Origin of the sequence: Geopseudomonas aromaticivorans, from assembly GCF_019097855.1 — a bacterium.
GTDB classification, from domain to species: Bacteria; Pseudomonadota; Gammaproteobacteria; order Pseudomonadales; family Pseudomonadaceae; genus Geopseudomonas; species Geopseudomonas aromaticivorans.
Map to the genome: position 1 here is coordinate 137,628 of NZ_JAHRGL010000010.1, position 23,344 is coordinate 160,971.

At 68.2% G+C, this 23,344-nt stretch carries 26 protein-coding genes; 17 read left to right on the top strand and 9 right to left on the bottom strand.

Features of this window, described 5'->3' with window-relative positions; all coding sequences use genetic code 11:
• Positions 1 to 3 precede the first annotated feature (3 nt).
• Positions 4 to 909 carry an acetylglutamate kinase gene (gene argB / locus KRX52_RS03655; protein WP_217679801.1) on the top strand — a complete coding sequence of 302 codons (906 nt, stop codon included), beginning with the start codon at positions 4 to 6 and terminating at the stop codon, positions 907 to 909.
• 94 nt (positions 910 to 1,003) lie between these two features.
• Here the strand turns inward: argB and KRX52_RS03660 are convergent, their stop codons facing one another.
• From KRX52_RS03660 to pyrE, 3 genes are all read right to left on the bottom strand, one after another.
• Positions 1,004 to 1,591 (bottom strand): DUF4124 domain-containing protein, encoded by a 588-nt coding sequence (locus KRX52_RS03660; RefSeq protein ID WP_217679802.1) that lies wholly within the window; start codon positions 1,589 to 1,591, stop codon positions 1,004 to 1,006.
• A 120-nt stretch (positions 1,592 to 1,711) separates the two neighbouring features.
• The gene (locus KRX52_RS03665; protein ID WP_217679803.1) at positions 1,712 to 3,187 is read right to left on the bottom strand and encodes a DUF3360 family protein; all 1,476 of its coding nucleotides are present in this window, start codon (positions 3,185 to 3,187) and stop codon (positions 1,712 to 1,714) included.
• Between the two features lie 195 nt (positions 3,188 to 3,382).
• Positions 3,383 to 4,024 carry an orotate phosphoribosyltransferase gene (gene pyrE / locus KRX52_RS03670; RefSeq protein ID WP_217679804.1) on the bottom strand — a complete coding sequence of 214 codons (642 nt, stop codon included), beginning with the start codon at positions 4,022 to 4,024 and terminating at the stop codon, positions 3,383 to 3,385.
• Positions 4,025 to 4,095: 71 nt separating this feature from the next.
• Here pyrE and crc point away from each other — a divergent pair, with 71 nt between their 5' ends.
• Positions 4,096 to 4,875: a catabolite repression control protein Crc gene (gene crc / locus KRX52_RS03675; protein ID WP_217679805.1), complete on the top strand. Its 780-nt coding sequence runs from the start codon at positions 4,096 to 4,098 to the stop codon at positions 4,873 to 4,875.
• A gap of 60 nt (positions 4,876 to 4,935) precedes the next feature.
• Here crc and KRX52_RS03680 read toward each other — a convergent pair whose 3' ends face one another.
• Both KRX52_RS03680 and rph read right to left on the bottom strand, forming a co-directional pair.
• Positions 4,936 to 5,322, bottom strand: a complete 387-nt coding sequence (locus KRX52_RS03680; protein WP_217679806.1) for a DUF4870 domain-containing protein — start codon at positions 5,320 to 5,322, stop codon at positions 4,936 to 4,938.
• A 54-nt stretch (positions 5,323 to 5,376) separates the two neighbouring features.
• The gene (gene rph, locus KRX52_RS03685) at positions 5,377 to 6,099 is read right to left on the bottom strand and encodes a ribonuclease PH (RefSeq protein ID WP_217679807.1); all 723 of its coding nucleotides are present in this window, start codon (positions 6,097 to 6,099) and stop codon (positions 5,377 to 5,379) included.
• A 165-nt stretch (positions 6,100 to 6,264) separates the two neighbouring features.
• Between rph and KRX52_RS03690 the strand changes: the two genes are divergently transcribed.
• The 6 genes from KRX52_RS03690 to KRX52_RS03715 all read left to right on the top strand — a co-directional run bounded on the left by KRX52_RS03690 (position 6,265) and on the right by KRX52_RS03715 (position 11,571).
• A complete protein-coding gene (locus KRX52_RS03690; RefSeq protein ID WP_217679808.1) occupies positions 6,265 to 7,128 on the top strand; it encodes a YicC/YloC family endoribonuclease in 864 nt (287 codons plus the stop codon).
• A 22-nt stretch (positions 7,129 to 7,150) separates the two neighbouring features.
• Positions 7,151 to 7,771: a guanylate kinase gene (gene gmk / locus KRX52_RS03695; RefSeq protein WP_217679809.1), complete on the top strand. Its 621-nt coding sequence runs from the start codon at positions 7,151 to 7,153 to the stop codon at positions 7,769 to 7,771.
• A 102-nt stretch (positions 7,772 to 7,873) separates the two neighbouring features.
• Positions 7,874 to 8,137, top strand: coding sequence for a DNA-directed RNA polymerase subunit omega (rpoZ, locus tag KRX52_RS03700; protein ID WP_217679810.1), 264 nt, complete (start codon positions 7,874 to 7,876; stop codon positions 8,135 to 8,137).
• Positions 8,138 to 8,196: 59 nt separating this feature from the next.
• Positions 8,197 to 10,308 carry a bifunctional GTP diphosphokinase/guanosine-3',5'-bis pyrophosphate 3'-pyrophosphohydrolase gene (gene spoT / locus KRX52_RS03705; protein WP_217679811.1) on the top strand — a complete coding sequence of 704 codons (2,112 nt, stop codon included), beginning with the start codon at positions 8,197 to 8,199 and terminating at the stop codon, positions 10,306 to 10,308.
• Between the two features lie 81 nt (positions 10,309 to 10,389).
• Entirely contained in the window at positions 10,390 to 10,773 is a 384-nt protein-coding gene (locus KRX52_RS03710) for a RidA family protein (RefSeq protein WP_217679812.1), read from the top strand.
• Between the two features lie 69 nt (positions 10,774 to 10,842).
• On the top strand, positions 10,843 to 11,571 hold the full coding sequence (locus KRX52_RS03715) for a hypothetical protein (protein ID WP_217679813.1): 729 nt from the start codon (positions 10,843 to 10,845) through the stop codon (positions 11,569 to 11,571).
• Positions 11,572 to 11,590: 19 nt separating this feature from the next.
• Here KRX52_RS03715 and KRX52_RS03720 read toward each other — a convergent pair whose 3' ends face one another.
• Positions 11,591 to 12,463 (bottom strand): SDR family oxidoreductase, encoded by an 873-nt coding sequence (locus KRX52_RS03720; protein WP_217679814.1) that lies wholly within the window; start codon positions 12,461 to 12,463, stop codon positions 11,591 to 11,593.
• Between the two features lie 200 nt (positions 12,464 to 12,663).
• Between KRX52_RS03720 and exbB the strand changes: the two genes are divergently transcribed.
• The 5 genes from exbB to recG all read left to right on the top strand — a co-directional run bounded on the left by exbB (position 12,664) and on the right by recG (position 17,855).
• Positions 12,664 to 13,596, top strand: coding sequence for a tonB-system energizer ExbB (exbB, locus tag KRX52_RS03725; RefSeq protein ID WP_217679815.1), 933 nt, complete (start codon positions 12,664 to 12,666; stop codon positions 13,594 to 13,596).
• A 3-nt stretch (positions 13,597 to 13,599) separates the two neighbouring features.
• Positions 13,600 to 14,025: a TonB system transport protein ExbD gene (gene exbD, locus KRX52_RS03730; RefSeq protein WP_217679816.1), complete on the top strand. Its 426-nt coding sequence runs from the start codon at positions 13,600 to 13,602 to the stop codon at positions 14,023 to 14,025.
• On the top strand, positions 14,022 to 14,753 hold the full coding sequence (locus KRX52_RS03735; protein WP_217679817.1) for an energy transducer TonB: 732 nt from the start codon (positions 14,022 to 14,024) through the stop codon (positions 14,751 to 14,753). The genes exbD and KRX52_RS03735 overlap by 4 nt, the downstream gene beginning before the upstream one ends.
• 88 nt (positions 14,754 to 14,841) lie before the next feature.
• On the top strand, positions 14,842 to 15,780 hold the full coding sequence (locus KRX52_RS03740) for a hydrogen peroxide-inducible genes activator (protein ID WP_217679818.1): 939 nt from the start codon (positions 14,842 to 14,844) through the stop codon (positions 15,778 to 15,780).
• Positions 15,777 to 17,855 (top strand): ATP-dependent DNA helicase RecG, encoded by a 2,079-nt coding sequence (recG, locus tag KRX52_RS03745; protein WP_217679819.1) that lies wholly within the window; start codon positions 15,777 to 15,779, stop codon positions 17,853 to 17,855. The genes KRX52_RS03740 and recG overlap by 4 nt, the downstream gene beginning before the upstream one ends.
• Here recG and KRX52_RS03750 read toward each other — a convergent pair whose 3' ends face one another.
• Positions 17,856 to 18,236 (bottom strand): helicase, encoded by a 381-nt coding sequence (locus KRX52_RS03750; RefSeq protein WP_217679820.1) that lies wholly within the window; start codon positions 18,234 to 18,236, stop codon positions 17,856 to 17,858.
• Positions 18,237 to 18,367: 131 nt separating this feature from the next.
• Entirely contained in the window at positions 18,368 to 18,640 is a 273-nt protein-coding gene (locus KRX52_RS03755) for an HU family DNA-binding protein (RefSeq protein ID WP_217679821.1), read from the bottom strand.
• 305 nt (positions 18,641 to 18,945) lie between these two features.
• On the opposite strand from KRX52_RS03755, the gene KRX52_RS03760 reads away from it, so the two are divergent.
• The gene (locus tag KRX52_RS03760) at positions 18,946 to 19,497 is read left to right on the top strand and encodes a chorismate--pyruvate lyase family protein (RefSeq protein WP_367890519.1); all 552 of its coding nucleotides are present in this window, start codon (positions 18,946 to 18,948) and stop codon (positions 19,495 to 19,497) included.
• Positions 19,498 to 19,591: 94 nt separating this feature from the next.
• The gene (gene ubiA, locus KRX52_RS03765; protein WP_217679823.1) at positions 19,592 to 20,482 is read left to right on the top strand and encodes a 4-hydroxybenzoate octaprenyltransferase; all 891 of its coding nucleotides are present in this window, start codon (positions 19,592 to 19,594) and stop codon (positions 20,480 to 20,482) included.
• Between the two features lie 43 nt (positions 20,483 to 20,525).
• Here ubiA and KRX52_RS03770 read toward each other — a convergent pair whose 3' ends face one another.
• Complete coding sequence (locus KRX52_RS03770; RefSeq protein WP_217679824.1) at positions 20,526 to 20,927, bottom strand: COG4315 family predicted lipoprotein; 402 nt, start codon at positions 20,925 to 20,927, stop codon at positions 20,526 to 20,528.
• Positions 20,928 to 21,195: 268 nt separating this feature from the next.
• Here KRX52_RS03770 and phoB point away from each other — a divergent pair, with 268 nt between their 5' ends.
• Both phoB and phoR read left to right on the top strand, forming a co-directional pair.
• Entirely contained in the window at positions 21,196 to 21,885 is a 690-nt protein-coding gene (phoB, locus tag KRX52_RS03775; protein ID WP_217679825.1) for a phosphate regulon transcriptional regulator PhoB, read from the top strand.
• 63 nt (positions 21,886 to 21,948) lie between these two features.
• Positions 21,949 to 23,244 (top strand): phosphate regulon sensor histidine kinase PhoR, encoded by a 1,296-nt coding sequence (gene phoR / locus KRX52_RS03780; protein ID WP_217679826.1) that lies wholly within the window; start codon positions 21,949 to 21,951, stop codon positions 23,242 to 23,244.
• The last annotated feature ends 100 nt before the right edge of the window (positions 23,245 to 23,344 follow it).

Genomic DNA, 23,344 nt, shown 5'->3' on the forward strand with positions numbered 1-23,344 from the left:
AGCATGCCTCTCAATCGTGAAGCTGCCGAACAGGTAGCCAAGGTCCTCACCGAAGCCCTGCCCTACATCCGCCGCTTCGCCGGCAAGACCCTGGTGGTCAAGTACGGCGGCAACGCCATGGAAAGCGACGAGCTGAAGACCAGCTTCGCCCGCGACATCGTGCTGATGAAGGCGGTCGGCATCAACCCGGTGGTGGTGCACGGCGGCGGCCCGCAGATCGGCGACCTGCTCAAGCGCCTGTCGATCGAGAGCCACTTCATCGACGGCATGCGCGTCACCGACGCGCAGACCATGGACGTGGTGGAGATGGTCCTCGGCGGCCAGGTCAACAAGGACATCGTCAACCTGATCAACCAGCATGGCGGCAGCGCCATCGGCCTGACCGGCAAGGACGCCGGCCTGATCAAGGCGAAGAAGCTCAAGGTCACCCGCCAGACGCCGGAAATGACCCAGCCGGAGATCATCGACATCGGCCACGTCGGCGAAGTCGTCGGGGTCAACGTCGACCTGCTGAACATGCTGGTGGCCGGCGACTTCATCCCGGTGATCGCGCCAATCGGCGTCGGCGCGGACGGCGAGTCGTACAACATCAACGCCGACCTGGTGGCCGGCAAGGTGGCCGAAGCGCTCAAGTGCGAGAAGCTGATGCTGCTGACCAACACCGCCGGCCTGCTCGACAAGCAGGGCCAGGTGCTGACCGGTCTGTCCACCGCCCAGGTCGACGGCCTGATCGCCGACGGCACCATCTACGGCGGCATGCTGCCGAAGATCCGCTGCGCCCTCGAGGCGGTGCAGGGCGGCGTCAACAGCGCGCACATCATCGACGGCCGCGTGCCGAATGCCGTGCTGCTGGAGATCTTCACCGACAGCGGCGTCGGCACCCTGATCACCAACGCGCAGCCGCGCTGAGGGATCAGCAACGCCCGCCAGGGCTGAGGGCTCGCCAACGCGCGACTGCGCCGAGGCGAGCGGTCACGCCGGAGGTCTCCTCCGGCGTCGACCATCAGGGCTCGCGGCCGAGGATCTCGATCAGCCGCAGCCGGTCGGCGGCAAAGCTCGCCTCGCTGCGCTGACGCAGCCCCTGCAGCCGCTGCAGCTCAGCTTCGGCTTGATGCTGCTCGCCACGCAATCCTTCCAGCTGCTGCAGCAGCGCCGCCGGTAGCGGCTGGCTGGCACGCTGGTGCTCCGCCGCCTGACGCTCCAACCCCAGCGCCCGCTGCTGCACAGCGTGCAGGTTGCCGCGCGCCACCGCGATCAGGCCGTCCAGATCACGCAACTGATGTCCCCGCGCCACCTCGAGGTCGGCCACCCGGGGGTAGAGCCGCCGCAACTGCGCATCGGCGCGAGCCTGACGCTGCGCCGCGACCCGCCGGCGCAGTTCCTCGGCACTCGGTGCCGGCGGCACTACGCGCAGCACCCGCCCCTCTTCGTCGATCACCTCGTAGCCATTGCCGACGTATTCCGGCGGCACGCCCTGGCGATCCAGCACCACCACCCCCTGCCGGTTCAGGTAGCGGTACAGCTCGGCCTGCGCCGGGGTCACCGCCAGCACCCCCAGCAACAACAGCCACACCTTGTTTCCCATCTGCATTGATCAGCCCCTCACGTCATCGGGCTTGCTCGGGCGACGCTGAGCGCCTGTTCGCGACCTTGGTTCTGCGACAAAAAAGGGGAAGCCGCGGCTCCCCCTCTTGTTGCCCGCGCCATGTTATCAGGCCAGCGCGCGGAAAGACTCCAGCAGCGCCGGGATGCCCGGGAACATGCCGATCCCCGCCATCACCCCGCAGAGGACGAGGAACACCACGCCCGGGATGATCCAGCGATCGCGATGACCCAGGCCCTGGCCGCGCTCCTTGTCGCCGATCAGGCCGAGGTTGTCGAGCAGCATGGTCAGCGACCAGCCGAACACCGGATTCACCAGCGCCGAGGAGAAGATCACGATGGCCGCCGACTGCGAGGTCTTGCCCTCGCGGGTCATCTGCATGCCGGCTTCGAGCAGCGGCAGGTACACACCGACCAACAGGGCCACGCTGAGCACCGGCGGCCAGATCGCCAGGTCCATCGGGTAGCCCCACAGCGCGGCAATCACGCAGAGCAGACCGGTGAGAATCGCGCCGGCCGGAATCGGCCGCTTGGCGATGGCCGCCGGCACCATGTAGGTCCCCCAGGACGAGGTCAGGTTGCCGCCGCCCAGCGCCGTACCGACCGCCTGGCGCGCCGCGGCGATGCACATGGTGTCGTCGATGTTCATCAGGACCTTCTTGGCCTTGGGCGGATAGTTCAGCTCCTGAAAGATCCGATGACCGAGGAAGTCCGGCGACCACATCGCCACCGCCAGTACGGCAAAGGGCGCCACGGCAACGAAGTGCTGGAATTCCGGCAGACCCAGTTGCCAGCCGGTATCTTCGCCCCACCAGTAGGCCGGATTCAAATTGGGAATACCCGGCTGCGTGGAGAACTCGAACGGCGCACCCAGCGCGAAGGCAATTACCGCGGCCAGAATGGCGCCCAGCGGAATCGCCAGCCAGCGCATGCGAATATGTTCCAGATAGGCATACATAACGATGGTGGCAAACACGATCACGAAGGCGATATAGCCCATGTCGAAGCCATCGGCCCAGGCGAACAGACTCTTGATCTGCGAAGTAACGCCAATGAAGCCGAGATAAAGCAGCAGGCCGCCACACACCCCGTCACTGGTCAGCCGCGCCAGCAGACTGCCGCCCTTGGAAATCCCCAGCACGAAGCCCAGCACGCCGACCATGATGCCCAGCGCCATCGGGTGGCCACCGGAGGCGACGATCAGCGGAATCAGTGGAATCAGCGGGCCATGGGTGCCGGCCAGGTTGGCCGTCGGGTTGAAGACCCCGGAAAACAGCAGCACGAACAGCAGCGCGGCGATCAGCATCTCGAAGCGGGCGTTTTCGATGACGAACTCGCTGGACAGGCCCAGCGGCCCGGCAAACGCGGCCACCACCGCGGCGACCATGACGATCTTGCCGATGGTCGCGGCCATCGCCGGGACCCAGTCTTCCAGTTCGAAGCGATAGTCGCGAAACGGCAGGTTCAGCGCCCAGCGCCGCGGCGCCATGATGGTCAGCTCGTGCTCGAGATATTCTTCCCGCGAGGCAAACTGTTCTTTGGGCTTATGCAGCTCGCGATAACTATTTTGATTATTATCAGACATACATTCAACTATTATTAGATTAATATTTAAGACGAAGTCCGGCCATGGCCGAATTACCCTGCTTAATCACTATTATTCTTATGAGATAGGTGACCATGCTGCGCATGGCCACCTGGCAGGCCTTGAACTGGCATGCCAATTCAGAAAAATAATATTTCTAATAGTTGTTATATGGCCTAAAAAATTTTGCGCCGATCAGATTCCGTACTGCGCGCGGTAGGCTTCCACTGCCGGCAGGTGCTGCTTGAGCGCCTGATCCTGGGCGAGATAATCCAGCACCTGGCTCAGCGAGACAATGCTCACCACCGGTATACCAAAGTCGCGCTCGACTTCCTGGATCGCCGAAAGTTCGCCCTGGCCGCGCTCCTCGCGGTTCAGCGCGATCAGCACGCCGGCGGCCTGCGCTCCCTGCGCCTGGATGATCTGCATCACCTCGCGGATCGCGGTGCCGGCGGTGATCACGTCGTCGACGATCAGCGCCCGTCCGACCAACGGCGCACCCACCAGGCTGCCGCCCTCGCCATGCTCCTTGGCTTCCTTGCGGTTGAAGCACCACGGCAGGTCGCGGCCATGCTGCTCGGCCAGCGCGATGGCGGTGGCGGAAGCCAGCGGGATGCCCTTGTAGGCCGGGCCGAACAGCACGTCGAAGTCGATGCCACTGGCCTGCACCGCCTCGGCGTAGAAACGGCCGAGCCGAGCCAACGCCAGGCCGCTGTTGAACAGCCCGGCGTTGAAGAAATAGGGACTGGTGCGCCCGGACTTGAGGGTGAACTCGCCGAAGCGCAGAACGCCGCGCTCGATGGCGAAGCGGATGAATTCGCGTTGATATGCCTGCATGGGATGCCTGTTTTAGCCAAAAAAGCACGAAGCTCAGGTATCATACACACAGGTTTTTTCAGGGGCCATTTATGCGGATTGTCAGTGTCAACGTGAACGGTATGCAGGCAGCGGTCGAACGCGGCCTGCTCGGTTGGCTGCAAAGCCAGAATGCCGACGTCATCTGCCTGCAGGACACCCGCGCCTCGAGCTACGACATGGAAGATCCCGCCTGGCAGCTGGACGGCTACTTCATGTATGCCGCCGACGCCGAGGTTCCCAGCCAGGGCGGAGTGGCGATCTATTCGCGGCAGCAACCCAAGGCGGTGATCTTCGGCCTCGGCTTCGAGCAGGCCGACCGCTACGGACGCTACCTGCAGGCCGATTTCGACAAGGTCAGCATCGCCAGCCTGCTGATGCCCAGCGGACAGAAAGGCGACGACGACCTGAACGCCAAGTTCAAGTTCATGGACGACTTCACCAGCTATCTGAACAAGCAGCGTCGCAAGCGCCGCGAGTACATCTACTGCAGCTCGCTGTACGTGGCGCACCAGAAGCTGGACGTGAAGAACTGGCGCGAGTGCCAGCAGGCGCCCGGCTTCCTCGCGCCCGAGCGGGCGTGGATGGACGAAGTGCTGGGCAACCTCGGCTACGTCGACGCCCTGCGCGAAGTCAGCCGCGAGGGCGAGCAGTACAGCTGGTGGCCGGACACCGAGCAGGCGGCCATGCTCAACCTCGGCTTCCGCTTCGACTACCAGCTGCTCACCCCCGGCCTGCGCCGCTGCGTGCGCAGCGCCCAGCTGCCGCGCCAGCCGCGCTTCTCCCAGCATGCGCCGCTGCTGGTCGACTACGACTGGACGCTGAGCATCTGAGGCCGGTCGCCCTGAAAAAAGCCGACTCAGCGAGTCGGCTTTTTTATGCGCGGCAGGGCGTCAGCTGAGGAAGCGGATGCAGAACGGATAGCGCCAAGGCTTGCCCTCGTTGGCCTTGATGCCGGCGATCACCGTCAGCACCAGGCCGACCACGCTGACCAGCGCCATCAGCGGAAAGCCGATCAGCAGCCAGGCCAGCGCGCCGCAGACCAGCAGCGCCAGGCTCAGGGTAAGCTGGAAGTTCAGCGCTTCGCGCCCCTGCGCATCGACATAGGGATCGCTCTCGCGCTTGAGCTGCCAGACCACCAGCGGGCCGACGACGTTGCCGATCATCGGTGCCAGCAGCCAGGCGAAGGCCGCGTAGTGGCAAAGCATCGCCCACTTGCGCGCCTCGGCGGAGGGCGGCGGGACCGGCAGTTGCGGCCCCGGCTGCGCTGAATCACTCATGGCGTGCCTCCTTGATGGCCAGGCGGGCGGCGCCCGCCGGCGGATCGGCTGACCTTACTGGGCGTCGAGAGCGGCGCGCTGCAGCTCGAACAGCTCGCCGATGCCCTTGCGCGCCAGTTCGAGCATCGCATTCAGCTCTTCCGGCTGGAACGGCGTGCCCTCGGCGGTGCCCTGCACCTCGATGAAGCCGCCGGCGTCGGTCATCACCACGTTGAGGTCGGTGCCCGCCGCCGAATCTTCCGGATAGTCGAGGTCGAGCACCGGCTCGCCCTGATACATGCCCACCGACACCGCAGCGACCAGCTGCTTGAGCGGGTTCTGCTTGAGCGCGCCACGCTTCTTCAGCGCCGCCAGCGCATCGATCAGCGCCACGGTGGCGCCGGTGATCGACGCGGTGCGGGTACCGCCGTCGGCCTGGATCACGTCGCAGTCGATGTACAGGGTGGTCTCGCCGAGCTTGCTCAGGTCCAGGGCGGCGCGCAGCGAGCGGCCGATCAAGCGCTGGATCTCCAGGGTGCGGCCACCCTGCTTGCCGCGCGTGGCTTCACGCTGGGTGCGCGAGCCGGTGGCGCGCGGCAGCATGCCGTATTCGGCGGTCAGCCAGCCCTGGCCCTGGCCCTTGAGGAAGCGCGGCACGCCGGCTTCGGCACTCACCGTGCAGATCACCTTGGTGTCGCCGAACTCCACCAGCACCGAACCCTCGGCGTGCTTGGTGTAGTGGCGGGTGATACGGATCGGGCGCATCTGGTCGGCGGCGCGACCACTGGGACGATTCATCGGCATGTCCTGTCGAGATGAAGAAAAACTGCGTCCCATTATAGAGGCCCCTGCGCATCGCGAACCACCGTCGCATTGGGGCCGCCCGGCGCCTGGGTTACACTGGCGGACTGAATATCCACGGCGTCCGTGCGCGCCGTCCCCTTATCACTGCGAGGACCGCCCATGGTACACAGCATGACCGCCTTTGCCCGGGTCGAGAAGGCCGGGCCGTACGGCACCCTGAGCTGGGAGCTGCGCTCGGTCAACCACCGCTACCTGGAGCCGCACCTGCGCCTGCCGGAAGCCTTCCGCGACCTCGAAGGCGCCGTGCGCGAAGCGCTGCGCCAGGCCCTGGCCCGCGGCAAGGTCGAATGCACCCTGCGCCTGGCCGAGGAAGGCAGCGGCAAGTCGCTGCAGGTCGACCGCGAGCGCGCCACCCAGGTGGTCGCCGCTGCCGAAGCGGTCGCCGCACTGATCCAGCAGCCGGCCGCGCTCAACCCGCTGGAAGTGCTGGCCTGGCCGGGCGTGCTGGTGGCCGACGCCGCCGATCCGCAGGCGCTCAACGCCGCCGCCCTCGCGCTGTTCGAGCAGGCGCTGAACGAACTGAAGAGCGGCCGCGAGCGCGAAGGCGCCGCCCTGGCAGCGCTGCTCGAGGAGCGCCTGGCCGCGATGCTCAAAGAGGTCGACAACCTGCGCGAACTGGTGCCGCAGATGCTCGCCACCCAGCGGCAGAAGATCCTCGACCGCTGCAGCGAGCTGCAGGTCGAACTGGATCCGCAGCGCCTGGAGCAGGAACTGGTGATGCTGGCGCAGAAGAGTGACGTGGCCGAGGAGCTGGATCGTCTGAGCACCCATGTGCGCGAGGTGCGCCGCGTGCTCAAGGCCGGCGGTGCCGCCGGTCGGCGGCTGGACTTCCTGATGCAGGAACTCAACCGCGAGGCCAACACCCTCGGCTCCAAGGCCTTCGACCCGCGCAGCACGCAGGCTGCGGTCAACCTCAAGGTGTTGATCGAGCAGATGCGCGAACAAGTGCAGAACATCGAGTAATCCCGCAGTGACAGGAACCCAAATGAGCGCCACGTCCGGCACCCTCTACATCGTTTCGGCCCCCTCCGGCGCCGGCAAGACCAGCCTGGTCAAGGCGCTGCTCGACAGCAACGAACAGATCCGCGTATCGGTGTCGCACACCACCCGCGCCATGCGCCCGGGCGAGGTGGACGGGGTGAACTACCACTTCGTCGCCCGCGAGGACTTTCTCGGCATGCTCGAACAGGACGCGTTCCTCGAGCACGCCGAGGTGTTCGGCAATCTCTACGGCACCTCGCAGCGCTGGGTCGAGCAGACCCTGGCCGGCGGCCTCGACCTGATCCTCGAGATCGACTGGCAGGGTGCCCAGCAGGTCCGCCGGCTGATGCCGCACGCGCAGTCGATCTTCATCCTGCCGCCGTCGCAGGAGGCGCTGCGCCAGCGCCTGAACAACCGCGGCCAGGACAGCGAGGAGATCATCGAGCAGCGCATGCGCGAGGCGGTCAGCGAAATGAGCCACTTCGTCGAGTATGACTATGTGGTAATCAACGACCAGTTCAGCCATGCTCTGGAAGACCTCAAGGCGATCTTCCGCGCCCGCCAGCTGCACCAGTGCGCCCAGCAGCAGCGCCATAGCGGGTTGCTCGAACGCCTGCTGCGCTGAAGCGCGAGCGCATTCGGCACTTCCCTAACCATTGGCGATTTTTTAGACTATCCAATCCGCCCGGCACTCCCGGGCCCAGCCGTTGCGATAAAGAGGAACACCATGGCCCGCGTCACCGTCGAAGACTGCCTGGACAACGTCGATAACCGTTTTGAACTGGTCATGCTCTCCAGCAAGCGCGCCCGCCAGCTGGCGACCGGCGGCAAGGAGCCGAAAGTAGCCTGGGACAACGACAAGCCGACCGTGGTGGCCCTGCGTGAAATCGCCGAAGGTCTGGTCAACTATGAAGTAGTCGCGCAGGAAGACATCGTCGAGGAAACCCCGCTGTTTGCGGCCTTCGAGGAAAACAACAGCGAGGAGATCTGAATTGCCGGGTCGACGTCGCGCGCCTGAAGCACCGGCACAGTCCGGTCTGGAGTGAACACTTGCCCAGCATAGACGCCCTCGCCGACAGGCTTTGCAGCTACCTCACGACGGACCAGGTCAATCTGGTCCGCCGCGCCTACTACTACGCCGAGCAGGCCCATGACGGCCAGCGCCGGCGCAGCGGCGAACCCTACGTCACCCATCCGCTGGCCGTGGCCAGCATCCTCGCCGACATGCACATGGACCATCAGAGCCTGATGGCCGCCATGCTGCACGACGTCATCGAGGACACCGGCATCCCCAAGGATGCCCTCAGCGCGCAATTCGGCGAGACCGTCGCCGAGCTGGTCGACGGGGTCAGCAAGCTGACCCAGATGGATTTCCAGACCAAGGCCGAGGCGCAGGCGGAAAATTTCCAGAAGATGGCCATGGCGATGGCCCGCGACATCCGCGTGATCCTGGTCAAGCTGGCCGACCGCCTGCACAACATGCGCACCCTCGAGGTGCTGGCCGGCGAGAAACGCCGGCGCATCGCCAAGGAAACCCTGGAGATCTACGCGCCGATCGCCAACCGCCTGGGCATGCACAACGTGTTCGCCGAGTTCGAGGATCTCGGCTTCAAGGCCATGCACCCGATGCGCGCCGAGCGCATCCGCCAGGCCGTGCGCAAGGCGCGCGGCAACCGTCGCGAGATCGTCGGCAAGATCCAGGAATCGCTGACCAACTGTCTGGCCCAGGAAGAACTGGTGGGCGAAGTCACCGGGCGCGAGAAGCACCTCTACAGCATCTACCAGAAGATGCGCGGCAAGCGCCGGGCGTTCAACGAGATCATGGACGTCTACGCCTTCCGCATCACCGTCGATAAGGTCGACACCTGCTACCGGGTGCTCGGCGCGGTGCACAGCCTGTACAAGCCGTTCCCTGGGCGCTTCAAGGACTACATCGCGATCCCCAAGGCCAACGGCTACCAGTCGCTGCACACCACCCTGTTCGGCATGCACGGCGTGCCCATCGAGATCCAGATCCGCACCCGCGAGATGGAGGAGATGGCCAAGCACGGCATCGCCGCGCACTGGCTGTACAAGTCCAACGAGGAGGAAAGCCCCCGCGGCAGCCACGCCCGCGCCCGCCAGTGGGTCAAGGGCATCCTCGAACTGCAGCAACGCGCGGGCAACTCCCTCGAATTCATCGAGAACGTGAAGATCGACCTGTTTCCCGACGAGGTCTACGTGTTCACCCCGAAGGGCCGCATCATGGAGCTGCCCAAGGGCTCCACGGCGGTCGACTTCGCCTATGCGGTGCACACCGACGTCGGCAACAGCTGCATCGCCTGCCGCATCAACCGCCGCCTGGCGCCGCTGTCCGAGCAGCTGCAGAGCGGCGCGACGGTGGAGATCGTCACCGCCCCGGGCGCGCGACCGAATCCGGCCTGGCTCAACTTCGTGGTCACCGGCAAGGCGCGCACCCACATCCGCCATTCGCTCAAGCAGCAGCGCCGCTCGGAGTCGGTCAGCCTCGGCGAGCGCCTGCTCAACAAGGCGCTGGCCGGCTTCGACAGCCACCTCGACAAAATCGCCGCCGAGCGCCTCGCCGCGGTGCTCGCCGAATACCAGCAGGACAGCCTCGACGACCTGCTCGAGGACATCGGCCTGGGCAACCGCATGGCCTACGTGGTGGCCCGCCGCCTGCTGGCCGAGGGCGGCAGCGAGCAGATGCCCAGCCACGACGGCCCGCTGGCGATCCGCGGCACCGAGGGCCTGGTGATCAGCTACGCCAAGTGCTGCACGCCGATCCCCGGCGATCCCATCGTCGGCCACCTGTCGGCCGGCAAGGGCATGGTCATCCACCTCGATGGCTGCCACAACATCAGCGAATTCCGCCACAACCCGGACAAGTGCATCCCGCTGTCCTGGGCCAAGGACGTCAGCGGCGAATTCAACGTCGAGCTGCGCGTCGAGCTGGAGCACCAGCGCGGCCTGATCGCCCTGCTGGCCACCGCGGTGGCCAGCGCCGACGGCAACATCGAGAAGATCAGCATGGACGAGCGCGACGGCCGCATCAGCGTGGTCCAGCTGGTGGTCAGCGTGCACGACCGCGTGCACCTGGCGCGAGTGATCAAGCGCCTGCGCACGATCAAAGAGGTCACCCGCATCACCCGCCTGCGCGCCTGAGCCGCGCCGGCTACCCTCACCGGCAGCGCGCCCGCCGCACCCCGGCGCCTGCCTTCGCCACCCTCTCTGCAAGGAGCTCCCATGAGCAAGAGCGTCATCAGCACCGACCAGGCCCCGGCGGCCATCGGCACCTACTCCCAGGCCATCAAGGCCGGCAACACCGTCTACCTGTCCGGACAGATCCCGCTGGTGCCGGCCACCATGCAGATGGTCGAAGGCGGCTTCGAGGCCGAGGCCGTACAGGTGTTCGAGAACCTCAAGGCGGTCGCCGAGGCCGCCGGTGGCTCGCTGGCCGATACCGCCAAGCTGAACATCTTCCTCACCGACCTCGGCAACTTTGCCACCGTCAACGAGGTGATGAGCCGCTACTTCCAGCCGCCCTACCCGGCGCGCGCCGCCATCGGCGTGGCCGCCCTGCCGCGCGGCGCCCAGGTGGAGATGGACGCCATTCTCGTCCTCGCCTGATCCCCGCGCTGCGCCGGACCCGCGCCGGCGCAGCGCGACATCCCCCGTTTTCCCCGGAAAGGACGCCCCATGCGCCATGCCCTGCCCTTTCTGCTGTGCACCGGCCTGCTCGGCGGCTGCGCCAGCGGACCGGACGATATCGCCGGCACCTGGATCAACCAGCCAGCCATCGAGGCCGCCGCCGACAGCGGCAAGCTGCGCGAGGCCCTGCTCGCCTATGGCCCCACCCTGGAATGGCGCTTCGCGCCACAGCGGCACACCGCCTGGTCGAGCAACGGCGCCGAATTCGGCGAGGGCCACCTGGCGCCTGAGGGCGACGAGCACTGGCGGGTGACCTTCCACGGCGACTATAAGGAAGGTTTCGCCGTCGACGGCGACGAGCTGGTACAGAAGCCCAGCGCCAGTGCTCCCGAGCAACGCTTCAGCCTCGCCGAAGAGGCCGCCGACGGCCTGCCCGGCCAGGCCTTCGAACAGGCGCTGTACGCCGCCCTGTTCGGCGGCGACTGGGAAATCCGCGAAGGCGCCGGCCAGCAGGGCCGGGTGCGCTTCCACCCCGACGGTCGGGTCGAGGGTCTGCCCGGCGTCGAACGCTACGCCCTGTGCCTGGCCGGCGACTGCGCCGAACGCAGCGAGGAGCAGGAGATCATCTGGCTGCAGAACGGCGAGCAGGGGCGCGAATGGCTGTTCCAGCTGGCCGACGACGAGCTGAGCATCTACACGGCGGAAAACCAGGCCCTGCACAGCGACGTGCCGCAGTACCGTCCCGGTCGGCGCGCCTGGCTGCTGGAGCGCGACTAGCCCGCAGCGGCCCTTCCGCTCACCGCGGGCTTTCGGCCGCCGCCTCCAGCAGCGCTGCGTAGCCCTCGCGATAGCTCGGATAGCGCGGCACCCAGCCCAGCGCACGGGCCCGGGCGTTGCTGCAGCGCTTGCTGCCGGCGCGGCGTACCGTCGACTCGGCCGCCCAGTGGCTCACGCCCAGCTGCCCGCGCAACCAGGCAATCACCTCATGCAGCGGCGCCGGCTCGTCGTCGACGCCGAGATAGACCGCCTCCAGCGCCCCCCCGCAGGCATCGACTTGCAACAGACAGGCCAGCAGGCCGGCCGCATCGTCGGCGTGGATGCGATTGCCGTACAGCGGCGGCTCGCTGCTCACCCGGTAGCCGGCCCGCACCTGACTGAGCAGCCAGCGCCGGCCTGGCCCGTAGATGCCGGCCAGGCGCACCACGCTGGCGGGCCAGCCGCACGTCAGCGCCACCTCCTCGGCCTCCAGCAGCACCTGCCCGGAGTAGCCCGGCGGCTGGCAGGGCGCCCCCTCGTCGACCCACTCGCCCTCCTGCTGGCCGTAGACGCCGGTGCTGGAGACGAACAGCAGCCGCCGCGGCCGCTGGCCGCGCTGGCGCAGCCAGCCCAGCACATGGCGCAAGCCGTCGACGTAGAGGGCCCGATAGGCGCTCTCGTCGGAGCTGGCCGGGGTGGCGCAATAGACCAGATAGTCCGGCGCGGCCGCCGGCCACCGTGGCGGACACTCGACCTCGCCCAGATCGGCCGCCAGCGGCAGCACGCCCGCTGGCAGGGCCGCGACATCGCGGCGCAGGCCGTACACCTGCCAGCCGGCCTGGCACAGCTGCAGCGCAAGGCGACTGCCGACATCGCCGCAGCCGGCGATCACCACGGAAGGGGGAACGGACATCGCATGACTCCGGACGGAAAACCCCAGCATACCCCGTCGATGGTGAAAGGCATTAGCCGGGAACGCTGCGGGGGCGCGTTGCGAAAATGTTCACGAATCGTTTACAAACAAGAATAGTTTGCAATAATCTCGACCGTGCTTCTTCCGCGCCGGCCTTGGCGGCGCCCGACATCCGTTTGCCCTCTACAGGTCCGGCCCGCATGAATCCTCTCGTCCCCCGCGCCCAGTCCATCCGCCTGCCCGCCATCGCCGCGCTGCTCGCCAGCCTGCTGCTGGCGCCGCTCGCCTGCGCCGAACAGCCGGCCCAGACCGCCAATCCGGCCGCTGCGAGTGCCAGCGTGAGCAGTGACGCTCCTGCGCCAAGCGCAGCCGCCGCGCCAGCCGCCGCCACCGACAGCCCCGCCGCGGACGACAGCAGTCCGGCCCACGACCTGTCGCCCTGGGGCATGTACCAGAACGCCGACGTGGTGGTGCAGGGGGTGATGCTCGGCCTGCTGCTGGCCTCGGTGATCACCTGGACCATCGGCCTGGCCAAGGGCCTTGAGCTACTCGGCGCGCGGCGCCGCCTGCGCGGCGAACTGGCCGACTTCAAGGGCCTGCGCAGCCTCGACCAGGCCGCCGAGCTGGCCCACGCCAAGCACAGCTTCAGCGCCGTGCTGATCGAGGATGCCCAGGACGAACTGCGCCTGTCGGCCAGCATCGCGGAGAAGGACGGCATCAAGGAGCGCGTCAGCTTCCGCCTCGAGCGCCTGGTCGCCGCCAGCGGCCGCAAGATGAGCGTGGGCACCGGCGTGCTGGCCACCATCGGCTCCACCTCGCCCTTCGTCGGCCTGTTCGGCACCGTGTGGGGCATCATGAACAGCTTCATCGGCATCGCCGAATCGCAGACCACCAACCTCGCGGTGGTCGCCCCCGGCATCGCCGAGGCCCTGCTGGCCACCGCCCTCGGTCTGGTCGCGGCGATTCCCGCGGTGGTGATCTACAACGTGTTCGCCCGCTCCATCGCCGGCTACAAGGCGCAGGTCGCCGACATCTCCGCCCAGGTGCTGCTGCTGGTCAGCCGCGACCTCGACCGCCAGCCGCCGGCAGCCGCCGCGCGCAGCGGCGCCGCCCCCATGGCCAAGGTGGGCTGAAGCATGGGCATGCACATGAACGAGGGCAGTGACGACCTGCAGGAAGCCCACGAGATCAACGTCACGCCGTTCATCGACGTGATGCTGGTACTGCTGATCATCTTCATGGTCGCCGCGCCGCTGGCCACCGTCGACGTCAAGGTCGACCTGCCCGCCTCCAGCGCCACGCCGCAGCCACGCCCGGAGCAGCCGATCTACCTGAGCATCAAGGAAGACCGGGGCCTGTTCCTCGGCAACGACGCCGTTGCGGCGGAGCAGCTGGGGGCCGCCCTCGACCGCCAGAGCCGGGGAAACAAGGAGCAGACCGTGTTCATCCGCGGCGACCAGGCGGTCGACTACGCGCGGCTGATGGAGGTCATGGACCTGCTGCGCGGAGCCGGCTACCTGAAGATCGGCCTGGTCGGCCTGGAAACGGTCGGCCGGCCATGAGTCTCGCGCGCAGCCTGCCACGCTGGGCCAGCAGCCTGCTGCTGGTGCTCGGCCTGCACGTCGGCGTGGCGCTGTGGTCGCTGGACTGGCAGCCGCAGGCCACGCCGCTCGAGCTGCCGCCACCGGCGATGCTCATCGAGTTGGCGCCCGCACCGCCCGCCGCCGCACCACCGCCGCCCGAGCCGGTGCGCGCCCCCGAGCCGCCGCCGCAGCCCAAGCTGATCGAGGCGCCCAAGCCCAGGCTGTCCCTGCCGCCGCCGCCCAAGCCGCGACCGCACCCGCCCAAGCCCGTCGCCAAGCCGCAACCGGCGCCCAAGGCCGAGCCCCAGCCAGCGGTGGAGCCGCAAGCAAACGCCCAGCCCATGGCCCCGGCACGCAGCGAACCGGCTGCCCAGCCGAGCCCGCCGGCCGGCAGCCCGGCGCCAGCCCAGGCCCAGGCCAGCTGGCAGAGCCGCCTGCTCGCCCACCTCAACCGTCACAAGCGCTACCCCGAGGACGCGCGCCGGCGCGGCCAGCAGGGGGTGGTCAAGCTGCGCTTCGTGGTCGACGGCCAGGGCCAGGTTCTGTCCTTCGAGCTGGCCGGCAAGTCCGGCAGCGCCAGCCTGGACCGCGCCACCCTGCAGATGATCCGCCGAGCCCAGCCGCTGCCGATGCCGCCGGCGGAGCTGCTGCGCAATGGCAGCCTCGAGGTGGTGGCACCCTTCGTCTACTCCCTCGAGCGCCGCTGAGCGGCCGCCAACCGCCCGCCGGCGTGCGGGCGGTTGGTTCCATTGAAGACAGCCGCTATGCTTGGGGGCATCTCAATGGATATTCGCTATGACACTCACGGAACTGCGCTATATCGTCACCCTCGCTCAGGAACAGCACTTCGGCCGCGCCGCCGAGCGCTGCCACGTCAGCCAGCCGACTCTGTCGGTCGGGGTGAAGAAGCTCGAGGACGAGCTGGGTGTCCTGATCTTCGAGCGCAGCAAGAGCGCCGTGCGCCTGACTCCGGTCGGCGAAGGCATCGTCGCCCAGGCGCAGAAGGTGCTCGAGCAGGCCCAGGGCATCCGCGAGCTAGCCCAGGCCGGCAAGAACCAGCTGGCGGCGCCGCTCAAGGTCGGCGCCATCTACACCGTCGGCCCCTACCTGTTTCCCCACCTGATCCCGCAGCTGCACCGGGTCGCCCCGCAGATGCCGCTGTACATCGAGGAAAACTTCACCCACGTGCTGCGCGACAAGCTGCGCACCGGCGAGCTGGACGCGATCATCATCGCCCTGCCCTTCGCCGAGGCCGACGTGCTGACCAAGCCGCTGTACGACGAACCATTTTTCGTGGTGATGCCGGCCGACCATCCGTGGACCGCGCGGCAGACCATCGACAGCGCCATGCTCAACGACAAGAGCCTGCTGCTGCTCGGCGAAGGCCACTGCTTCCGCGACCAAGTGCTGGAAGCCTGCCCGACCACCCGCAAGGGCAGCGAGGGGCAGCAGCACACCACCGTGGAGTCCAGCTCGCTGGAAACCATCCGCCATATGGTTGCCTCGGGACTGGGGATTTCGGTGCTGCCGTTCACCGCGGTGGACAGCCACCACTACGCTCCGGGCGTGATCGCCATCCGCCCGCTGACCCCGCCGGTGCCCTACCGCACCGTGGCCATCGCCTGGCGCGCCAGCTTTCCGCGGCCCAAGGCCATCGAGATCCTCGCCGACTCCATCCGCCTGTGCTCGCTGGCCCGCCCGCCGCATGTCGCGGAGGCGGCGCAGCCGGCATGACCGAACTGGCGCGCATCGCCGTCACCACGCTGAAGGGCGTGGGCCCGGCACTGGCCGAGAAGCTGGCCAAGGTCGGCCTGGAAAGCCTGCAGGACGTGCTGTTCCACCTGCCGCTGCGCTACCAGGACCGCACCCGGGTCAGCCCGATCGGCGCCCTGCGCCCGGGCGGCGATGCGGTGGTGGAAGGCGTGGTGAGCGGCGCCGACATCGTCCTCGGCCGCCGCCGCAGCCTGCTGGTGCGCTTGCAGGACGCCAGCGGCACCCTCAGCCTGCGCTTCTTCCACTTCAGCCAGGCGCAGAAGGACGCGCTCAAGCGCGGCACCTGCCTGCGCTGCTACGGCGAGGTACGTACCGGCGCCACCGGCCTGGAAATCTACCATCCCGAATACCGCGCCCTGGCGGCCGACGAGCCGTCGGCCGCGGTCGAACAGAGCCTCACGCCGATCTACCCGAGCACCGAGGGTCTGACCCAGCAGCGCCTGCGCGCTCTCAGCCAGCAGGCACTGGGCAGCCTCAACGGCCACAGCCTGCCCGACTGGCTGCCGGACGAACTGGCCCGCCAGTACGACCTCGCGCCGCTGGCCGACGCCATCCGCTACCTGCACCGACCGCCGCCGGATGCCGACCTCGAGGAGCTGGCCGAGGGCCGCCACTGGGCGCAGCACCGCCTGGCCTTCGAGGAGCTGCTGACCCACCAGCTGTCGCTACAGCGCCTGCGCGAGAGCATCCGCGCCCAGCAGGCACCGCCGCTGGCCAAGGCCACGCGCCTGCCGGCGCAGTTCCTCGCCAACCTCGGCTTCCAGCCGACCGGCGCCCAGCAGCGGGTGGCCGGCGAGATCGCCTGGGACCTGCAGCAGCACGAGCCGATGCTGCGCCTGGTGCAGGGCGACGTCGGCGCCGGCAAGACGGTGGTCGCCGCGCTGGCCGCTCTGCAGGCCATCGAGGCCGGCTACCAGGTGGCGCTGATGGCGCCCACCGAGATCCTCGCCGAGCAGCACTTCCTCAACTTCGGCAAGTGGCTCGCGCCGCTGGGCATCGAGGTCGCCTGGCTGGCCGGCAAGCTCAAGGGCAAGGCGCGCGCCAGCGCGCTGGAACGCATCGCCGGCGGCGCGCCGATGGTGATCGGCACCCACGCGCTGTTCCAGGACGAGGTACGGTTCCAGCGCCTGGCGTTGGCGATCATCGACGAGCAGCACCGCTTCGGCGTGCAGCAGCGCCTGGCGCTGCGCCAGAAGGGCGTCGACGGCCGCCTGTGCCCGCACCAGCTGATCATGACCGCCACGCCCATCCCGCGCACCCTGGCGATGAGCGCCTACGCCGACCTCGACACCTCGATCCTCGACGAACTGCCGCCCGGACGCACCCCGGTGACCACTCTGGTGATCGCCGACAGCCGCCGTCCGGAAGTGATCGAGCGGGTGCGCGCCGCCTGCGCCGAGGGCCGCCAGGCCTACTGGGTGTGCACGCTGATCGAGGAGTCCGAGGAACTGACTTGCCAGGCGGCAGAGACCACCTTCGAGGAACTGTCCGCCGCGCTGGGCGAGCTGCGCGTCGGCCTGATCCACGGGCGCATGAAGCCGGCGGAGAAGGCCGCGGTGATGGAGGAGTTCAAGGCCGCGCGCCTGCAGCTGCTGGTCGCCACCACGGTGATCGAGGTCGGTGTCGACGTGCCCAACGCCAGCCTGATGATCATCGAGAACCCCGAGCGCCTCGGCCTGTCGCAGCTGCACCAGCTGCGCGGGCGGGTCGGCCGCGGCAGCGCGGTCAGCCACTGCGTGCTGCTCTACCACGCGCCGCTGTCGCACATGGGCCGCGAGCGCCTGGCGATCATGCGCGAGACCTCGGACGGCTTCGTCATCGCCGAGAAGGATCTGGAGCTGCGCGGCCCTGGCGAGATGCTCGGCACCCGCCAGACCGGCCTGCTGCAGTTCAAGGTCGCCGACCTGATGCGCGACGCCGACCTGCTGCCGGCGGTGCGCGGCGCGGCGCAGAGCCTGCTGGCGCGCTGGCCGCAGCACGCCGCGCCCCTGCTGGAGCGCTGGCTGAGGCATGGCCAGCAGTACGGCCAGGTGTAGTCAGGCGGCCTGCTTCTTCTGCGGGCCGAGGTACTTGGTCAGCCCCTGGAACCAGATCACCAGCGCCGGGTTGCCGTGGATCTGGATGTCGCGGTTCTGGATGCCCTGCATGAAGGCCAGCTGCTTGTTCGCCGCCGTGAGGGTGGCGAAGGCGTAGGCGCTGTCGCGGAAGGCGATGCTGAACGCCGGATGCGTCACGCTTCCGGCGGCGCTGCGGATGCGCCGGTCCTTGACCACGAAATGGCGGACGATCTTGCCGTCCTGGGTCTGCAGCTGGAACACCAGGTCGCGATCAACCAGTTGCTCGCGGAACTCGGGGTTGGTACGACTGGCTCCGGCCAGCAGGCGGCCTAGCAGCCAGAGAAGGAGGCGGAATTTCACGGCAGAACCTCTGAGCCACGCAAAGGAAACCTGGATTCTAGCGCGTCGCACGCCGGTCGAAGACTATCTGGACCACGGATCGCTCGACCGGCTACCACGACCCGGAGTCGGACGACTCCGGGCTGGCACACTCAGTTGACCGCGTCCTTCAGCGCCTTGCCCGGCTTGAAGGAGACGGTGTTGCTGGCGCGGATCTGCACCGGCTCGCCAGTCTGCGGGTTCTTGCCCGTGCGCGCCCCGCGATGGCGCTGCAGGAAGGTGCCGAAACCGACCAGCGTGACACTGTCCTCACGGTTCAGCGCACTGGTGATCTCTTCGAGCACCGCGTTGAGTACGCGGCTGGCTTGCTCCTTGCTCAGGTCGGCCTTTGCCGCGACTGCGGCAGCGAGTTCCGGTTTACGCATACTTGCCTCTCGGGTTTGTTCTTGTTGTGCGGGCTGCCCGGCATGGGCGTATCCCTGCTGCCACCGCCCGCCACCTGCGCCGTCGGGGCTGCAGAGGCGCCGCACAGGCTCTGGGCTGCGGCTGACCGTTGAAGAATGGCACGCCGGACCGGCAGGCGCCAGCGGCCCGGAGCCGGCCGATGGTCGTAGAGGGCGGCGGCGGACCAGCGGTACGTCACGTGCGCCCCGCCCCGGCATGCGCCGGTCGGCAAGGCCGGAAGGTGCATGCTAGACTGGCCGCTGGTTTTTCGCTGCGGTATCCCGCCGTGTCCCAGACTGCCTGCGCCAGCCCCGAGTGGCTGGCCACTGACCAGCTGCACCCCACGCCCGACGCCCGAGAACTCGACTGGCTCAACGAGCAGGGTTCGCTGACCCGCCGCCTCACAGCCCTCAGCGGCGACACCTTCGCCGTCGAGCCGCTGGTCGAGGGCTGGCAGATCCTGCGTGCCGACGAATGCGCCGCCCTCGGCGTGCCGCCCGGCAGCGAGGGCTGGGTGCGCGAGGTCTACCTGCGCGGCCGGGGCCTGCCCTGGGTGTTCGCCCGCAGCGTGGCCGCGCGCAGCGGGCTGGAGCGCCACCCCTTCGCCCTCGACCAGCTCGGCACCACGTCGCTGGGCCACCTGCTGTTCCGCGATCCGGCCTTCACCCGCCAGCCGATCGAAGCCTGCCGCTATCCGGCCGCGCTGCTGCCCGCGGCGGTGCGCACGACAGCGCTGTGGGGCCGCCGCTCGCTGTTCTGCCAGGGGCCGCTGGGCGTCCTGGTGGCCGAGGTCTTCCTGTCAGCGCTGTGGCAGGCGGACGCCGCGCCACAGAGCTGAACCACCCCTGTCTGGCGCCACCCCTTATACTGGCGCCCTTTGCCCGGCCGCACGCGCGGCGGCAGCCGGACGGTTTCACCTGCGGAGGCCCGCGATGTCCCTGACCCTGCTCAAGCCCCTGGCGCGCCTGCATCCGCGCGCCCAGGACTTCATCGACCTGACCCGCCTGAACCGGCCGATCGGCATCTACCTGCTGCTGTGGCCGACCCTCACTGCGCTGTGGATTGCCGCAGGCGGCGTGCCGTCGCTGGCCAACCTGCTGATCTTCACCCTCGGCGTGGTGCTCACCCGCTCGGCCGGCTGCGCGATCAACGACTTCGCCGACCGCCGCGTCGACGGCCATGTCGAGCGTACCCGCGCCCGCCCACTGGCCAGCGGGAGGATGACCCCGCGCGAGGCGCTGCTGGCGTTCGCCGTGCTGATGGCGGTGAGCTTCGGACTGGTGCTGCTGACCAACGCCAGCACCGTATGGCTGTCGTGCGGCGCGCTGGTGCTGGCCGCGCTGTATCCGTTCATGAAGCGCTACACCTACTACCCGCAGGTGGTGCTCGGCGCCGCTTATTCGTGGGGCATCCTGATGACCTTCACCGCCGAGGCCGGCAGCCTGCCCGCCGCGGCCGGCCTGCTGTACCTGGCCAACCTGCTGTGGACGGTGGCCTACGACACCTACTACGCGATCACCGACCGCGACGACGACCTCAAGATCGGCGTGAAGTCCACCGCCATCCTGTTCGGCGACGCCGACCGCCTGATCATCGTCGTCCTCCAGGGCCTCAGCCTGCTGTGCCTGCTGCTGGCCGCCGGGCGCTTCGGCCTCGGCCTGTACTTCCACCTCGGCCTGGCAGCGGCGGCGGCCTGCTTCGCCTGGGAATTCTGGAGCACCCGCACCCGCGACGGCCAGGCCTGCTTCCGCGCCTTCCTGCACAACCACTGGGCCGGCCTGGCGATCCTCGCCGGCACCATCGCCGACCACGCACTGCGCTAACGCGCGCCCCGCCGCCAGCGGGTGCCGGAGGGCGCCGGGCCGGCTAGCGGTCGCCGGCGTCCTCCGCCTCGGGCCTGGCGACATGCCAGACGTTCATCTTGCCGTCGCCGAGCATGTCGCCCGGCTTCTGGTCCTGAGCGAAGGTGTACAGCGGCCGGCCGTAGTAGGCCCATTGCCAGCCGCCGTCGGCGCGCTGGATCACCGTCCAGTCGTCGCCCTCGTCGGCATCGGCACTGGCGGCCAGCGGCGGCCAGTTGGTCGCACAGCTGTCGTTGCAGCTGGACTTGCCCATGGCGTCCTTGTCGAAGGTGTACAGGGTCATGCCCCTGGCATCGACCAGCATGCCGTCCTGGACGGTCGCCGGTTCGGCGGCCTGGACCTGTCCCAGCAGCGTCAGGGTGGCGCCGCCGACCACGGCCAGCAGGGTCGGGGAGATTCTGAGCATCGCAGCTTCCTCGGGTGGGATGAAACGACCCGGCGCCGACCCCACCTGCGCGGGATGACGCACCAGGGATGGCCTGCCGGCAACTGCCGGCCTGCCGTTGCAGCATAGTCGAGGGGTTCGGCCGCCACCCGGTCGGCGGCCGCCCCGCCAGGGCGAAACCGCCCCGACCAGACGACCTGCGGCCCGGCAACCCGTCTACATGTCACATCACTGCAATAATTCCGTTATGTAATGCCCAGCATGCCCACGGACTACAGAGACAGCCCCCATGGTTGGCAAATCCATCCTCATCGTTGACGACGAAGCACCGATTCGCGAAATGATCGCCGTCGCCCTGGAAATGGCCGGCTACGAGTGCCTGGAGGCGGAAAACAGCCAACAGGCCCATGCGCTGATCGTCGACCGCAAGCCCGACCTGATCCTGCTCGACTGGATGCTGCCCGGCACCACCGGCATCGAGCTGGCCCGCCGCCTCAAGCGCGACGAGCTGACCGCTGACACGCCGATCATCATGCTCACCGCCAAGGGCGAGGAGGACAACAAGATCCAGGGCTTGGAGGTCGGCGCCGACGACTACATCACCAAGCCGTTCTCGCCGCGCGAGCTGGTCGCCCGCCTCAAGGCCGTGCTGCGCCGCGCCGGCGCCAGCGATGCCGAGGCACCGATCGAGATCGGCGGGCTGATCCTCGATCCGGTTAGCCACCGCGTCACCATCGACGGCAAGGCGGCCGAGATGGGGCCGACCGAATACCGCCTGCTGCAGTTCTTCATGACCCACCAGGAGCGCGCCTACACGCGCAGCCAGCTGCTCGACCAGGTGTGGGGCGGCAACGTCTATGTCGAGGAGCGCACGGTCGACGTGCACATCCGCCGCCTGCGCAAGGCGCTGGGCGAAACCTGCGAAAACCTGGTGCAGACGGTACGCGGTACCGGCTATCGTTTCTCCACCAAGGGCTGAAAACCGGTTCGGCGCGACAACCCGCTGTGCCGCTGACCAGGGCCGCTTTACAAGGACTGCAAGGTGAACCACGACTGGCGCGGCGCGCTGACCCGCCGCCTGCTGTTGCTGCTGGGAGGCTGTCTGCTGCTCGGCCTGATCACGGGCCAATACGCCTGGGCGCTGGCGTTCGGCCTGGGCGGCTACCTGTTCTGGTGCCTGCGCCAGCTGTTGCGCCTGCTCGACTGGCTGCAGCGGGCCAGCGACGACCTGCCACCGGAAAGCTCCGGGCTGTGGGGCGAGGTGTACGACCTGATCTACCAGCTGCAGAAGCGCAACCAGCACGCACGTGGCCGTCTGCAGGCGGTGGTCGACCGCGTGCAGGAGTCGACCGCGGCGCTGCAGGATGCGGTGATCATGCTCGACCGCCAGGGCAATCTCGAGTGGTGGAACCGCGCCGCCGGCACCCTGCTCGGCCTCAAGCGCAAGCAGGACGGTGGCCAGCCGATCACCAACCTGGTGCGCCACCCGCACTTCAAGAAATATTTCGCCCAGGACAACCACCGCGAGCCTCTCGAGCTGCCTTCGCCGGTCAACGACCATGTGCGCCTGCAGTTTCAGCTGACCCTCTACGGCAACGGCGAGCACCTGATGCTGGTGCGCGACGTGACCCGCGTCTACCAACTCGAGCAGATGCGCAAGGACTTCGTCGCCAACGTCTCCCACGAGCTGCGCACGCCGCTGACGGTGATCACCGGCTACCTGGAAACCCTGCTGGACAATGTCGAGACGGTCAATCCGCGCTGGCGCCGGCCGCTGCAACAGATGCAGCAGCAGGGTTCGCGCATGCAGAACCTGCTCAACGACCTGCTGCTGCTCGCCCGCCTGGAAGCCGCCCCCTACCCAGCCGACAGCCGGCCGGTGGCGGTCGATCTGCTGCTGCTGAGCATCCGCACCGACGCCCAGGCGCTGTCCGCCGACCGTCACCGCATCAGCCTGGAGGCCGATCCGACGGTGAAGCTCAAGGGCAGCGAGTCGGAGCTGCGCAGCGCCTTCTCCAACTTAGTGTTCAACGCGGTGAAGTACAGCCCGGAAGGCGGCGAGATCCGTATCCGCTGGTGGGCCGACGAGAGCGGCGGCCACCTGGCCGTGCAGGACAGCGGCATCGGCATCGAGGCCAAGCACATCCCGCGCCTGACCGAACGCTTCTACCGGGTCGACGCCAGCCGCTCGATCAACACCGGCGGCACCGGCCTGGGCCTGGCCATCGTCAAGCACGTGCTGATCCACCACAGTGGCCGGCTGAAGATCGACAGCACTGTGGGCAAGGGCAGCACCTTCACCTGCCACTTCCCGCTGGCGCAGGTGGTGCGCAGCTGAGCCACACCCGCGCGGACTGCGCGGGCAGCGGGCGCCGGGATGGCGCCTGCCCCGCCACGGCGCAAGGTGCGCGGAGCCCGGCGGACTTGAAAGGTGCGCC

Coding starts and splice junctions, on each gene's coding strand:
- argB (WP_217679801.1), top strand. CDS start 4: ATGCCTCTCAATCGTGAAGCTGCCGAACAGGTAGCCAAGGTCCTCACC.
- KRX52_RS03660 (WP_217679802.1), bottom strand. CDS start 1,591: ATGCAGATGGGAAACAAGGTGTGGCTGTTGTTGCTGGGGGTGCTGGCG.
- KRX52_RS03665 (WP_217679803.1), bottom strand. CDS start 3,187: ATGTCTGATAATAATCAAAATAGTTATCGCGAGCTGCATAAGCCCAAA.
- pyrE (WP_217679804.1), bottom strand. CDS start 4,024: ATGCAGGCATATCAACGCGAATTCATCCGCTTCGCCATCGAGCGCGGC.
- crc (WP_217679805.1), top strand. CDS start 4,096: ATGCGGATTGTCAGTGTCAACGTGAACGGTATGCAGGCAGCGGTCGAA.
- KRX52_RS03680 (WP_217679806.1), bottom strand. CDS start 5,322: ATGAGTGATTCAGCGCAGCCGGGGCCGCAACTGCCGGTCCCGCCGCCC.
- rph (WP_217679807.1), bottom strand. CDS start 6,099: ATGAATCGTCCCAGTGGTCGCGCCGCCGACCAGATGCGCCCGATCCGT.
- KRX52_RS03690 (WP_217679808.1), top strand. CDS start 6,265: ATGGTACACAGCATGACCGCCTTTGCCCGGGTCGAGAAGGCCGGGCCG.
- gmk (WP_217679809.1), top strand. CDS start 7,151: ATGAGCGCCACGTCCGGCACCCTCTACATCGTTTCGGCCCCCTCCGGC.
- rpoZ (WP_217679810.1), top strand. CDS start 7,874: ATGGCCCGCGTCACCGTCGAAGACTGCCTGGACAACGTCGATAACCGT.
- KRX52_RS03710 (WP_217679812.1), top strand. CDS start 10,390: ATGAGCAAGAGCGTCATCAGCACCGACCAGGCCCCGGCGGCCATCGGC.
- KRX52_RS03715 (WP_217679813.1), top strand. CDS start 10,843: ATGCGCCATGCCCTGCCCTTTCTGCTGTGCACCGGCCTGCTCGGCGGC.
- KRX52_RS03720 (WP_217679814.1), bottom strand. CDS start 12,463: ATGTCCGTTCCCCCTTCCGTGGTGATCGCCGGCTGCGGCGATGTCGGC.
- exbB (WP_217679815.1), top strand. CDS start 12,664: ATGAATCCTCTCGTCCCCCGCGCCCAGTCCATCCGCCTGCCCGCCATC.
- exbD (WP_217679816.1), top strand. CDS start 13,600: ATGGGCATGCACATGAACGAGGGCAGTGACGACCTGCAGGAAGCCCAC.
- KRX52_RS03735 (WP_217679817.1), top strand. CDS start 14,022: ATGAGTCTCGCGCGCAGCCTGCCACGCTGGGCCAGCAGCCTGCTGCTG.
- KRX52_RS03740 (WP_217679818.1), top strand. CDS start 14,842: ATGACACTCACGGAACTGCGCTATATCGTCACCCTCGCTCAGGAACAG.
- recG (WP_217679819.1), top strand. CDS start 15,777: ATGACCGAACTGGCGCGCATCGCCGTCACCACGCTGAAGGGCGTGGGC.
- KRX52_RS03755 (WP_217679821.1), bottom strand. CDS start 18,640: ATGCGTAAACCGGAACTCGCTGCCGCAGTCGCGGCAAAGGCCGACCTG.
- ubiA (WP_217679823.1), top strand. CDS start 19,592: ATGTCCCTGACCCTGCTCAAGCCCCTGGCGCGCCTGCATCCGCGCGCC.
- KRX52_RS03770 (WP_217679824.1), bottom strand. CDS start 20,927: ATGCTCAGAATCTCCCCGACCCTGCTGGCCGTGGTCGGCGGCGCCACC.
- phoB (WP_217679825.1), top strand. CDS start 21,196: ATGGTTGGCAAATCCATCCTCATCGTTGACGACGAAGCACCGATTCGC.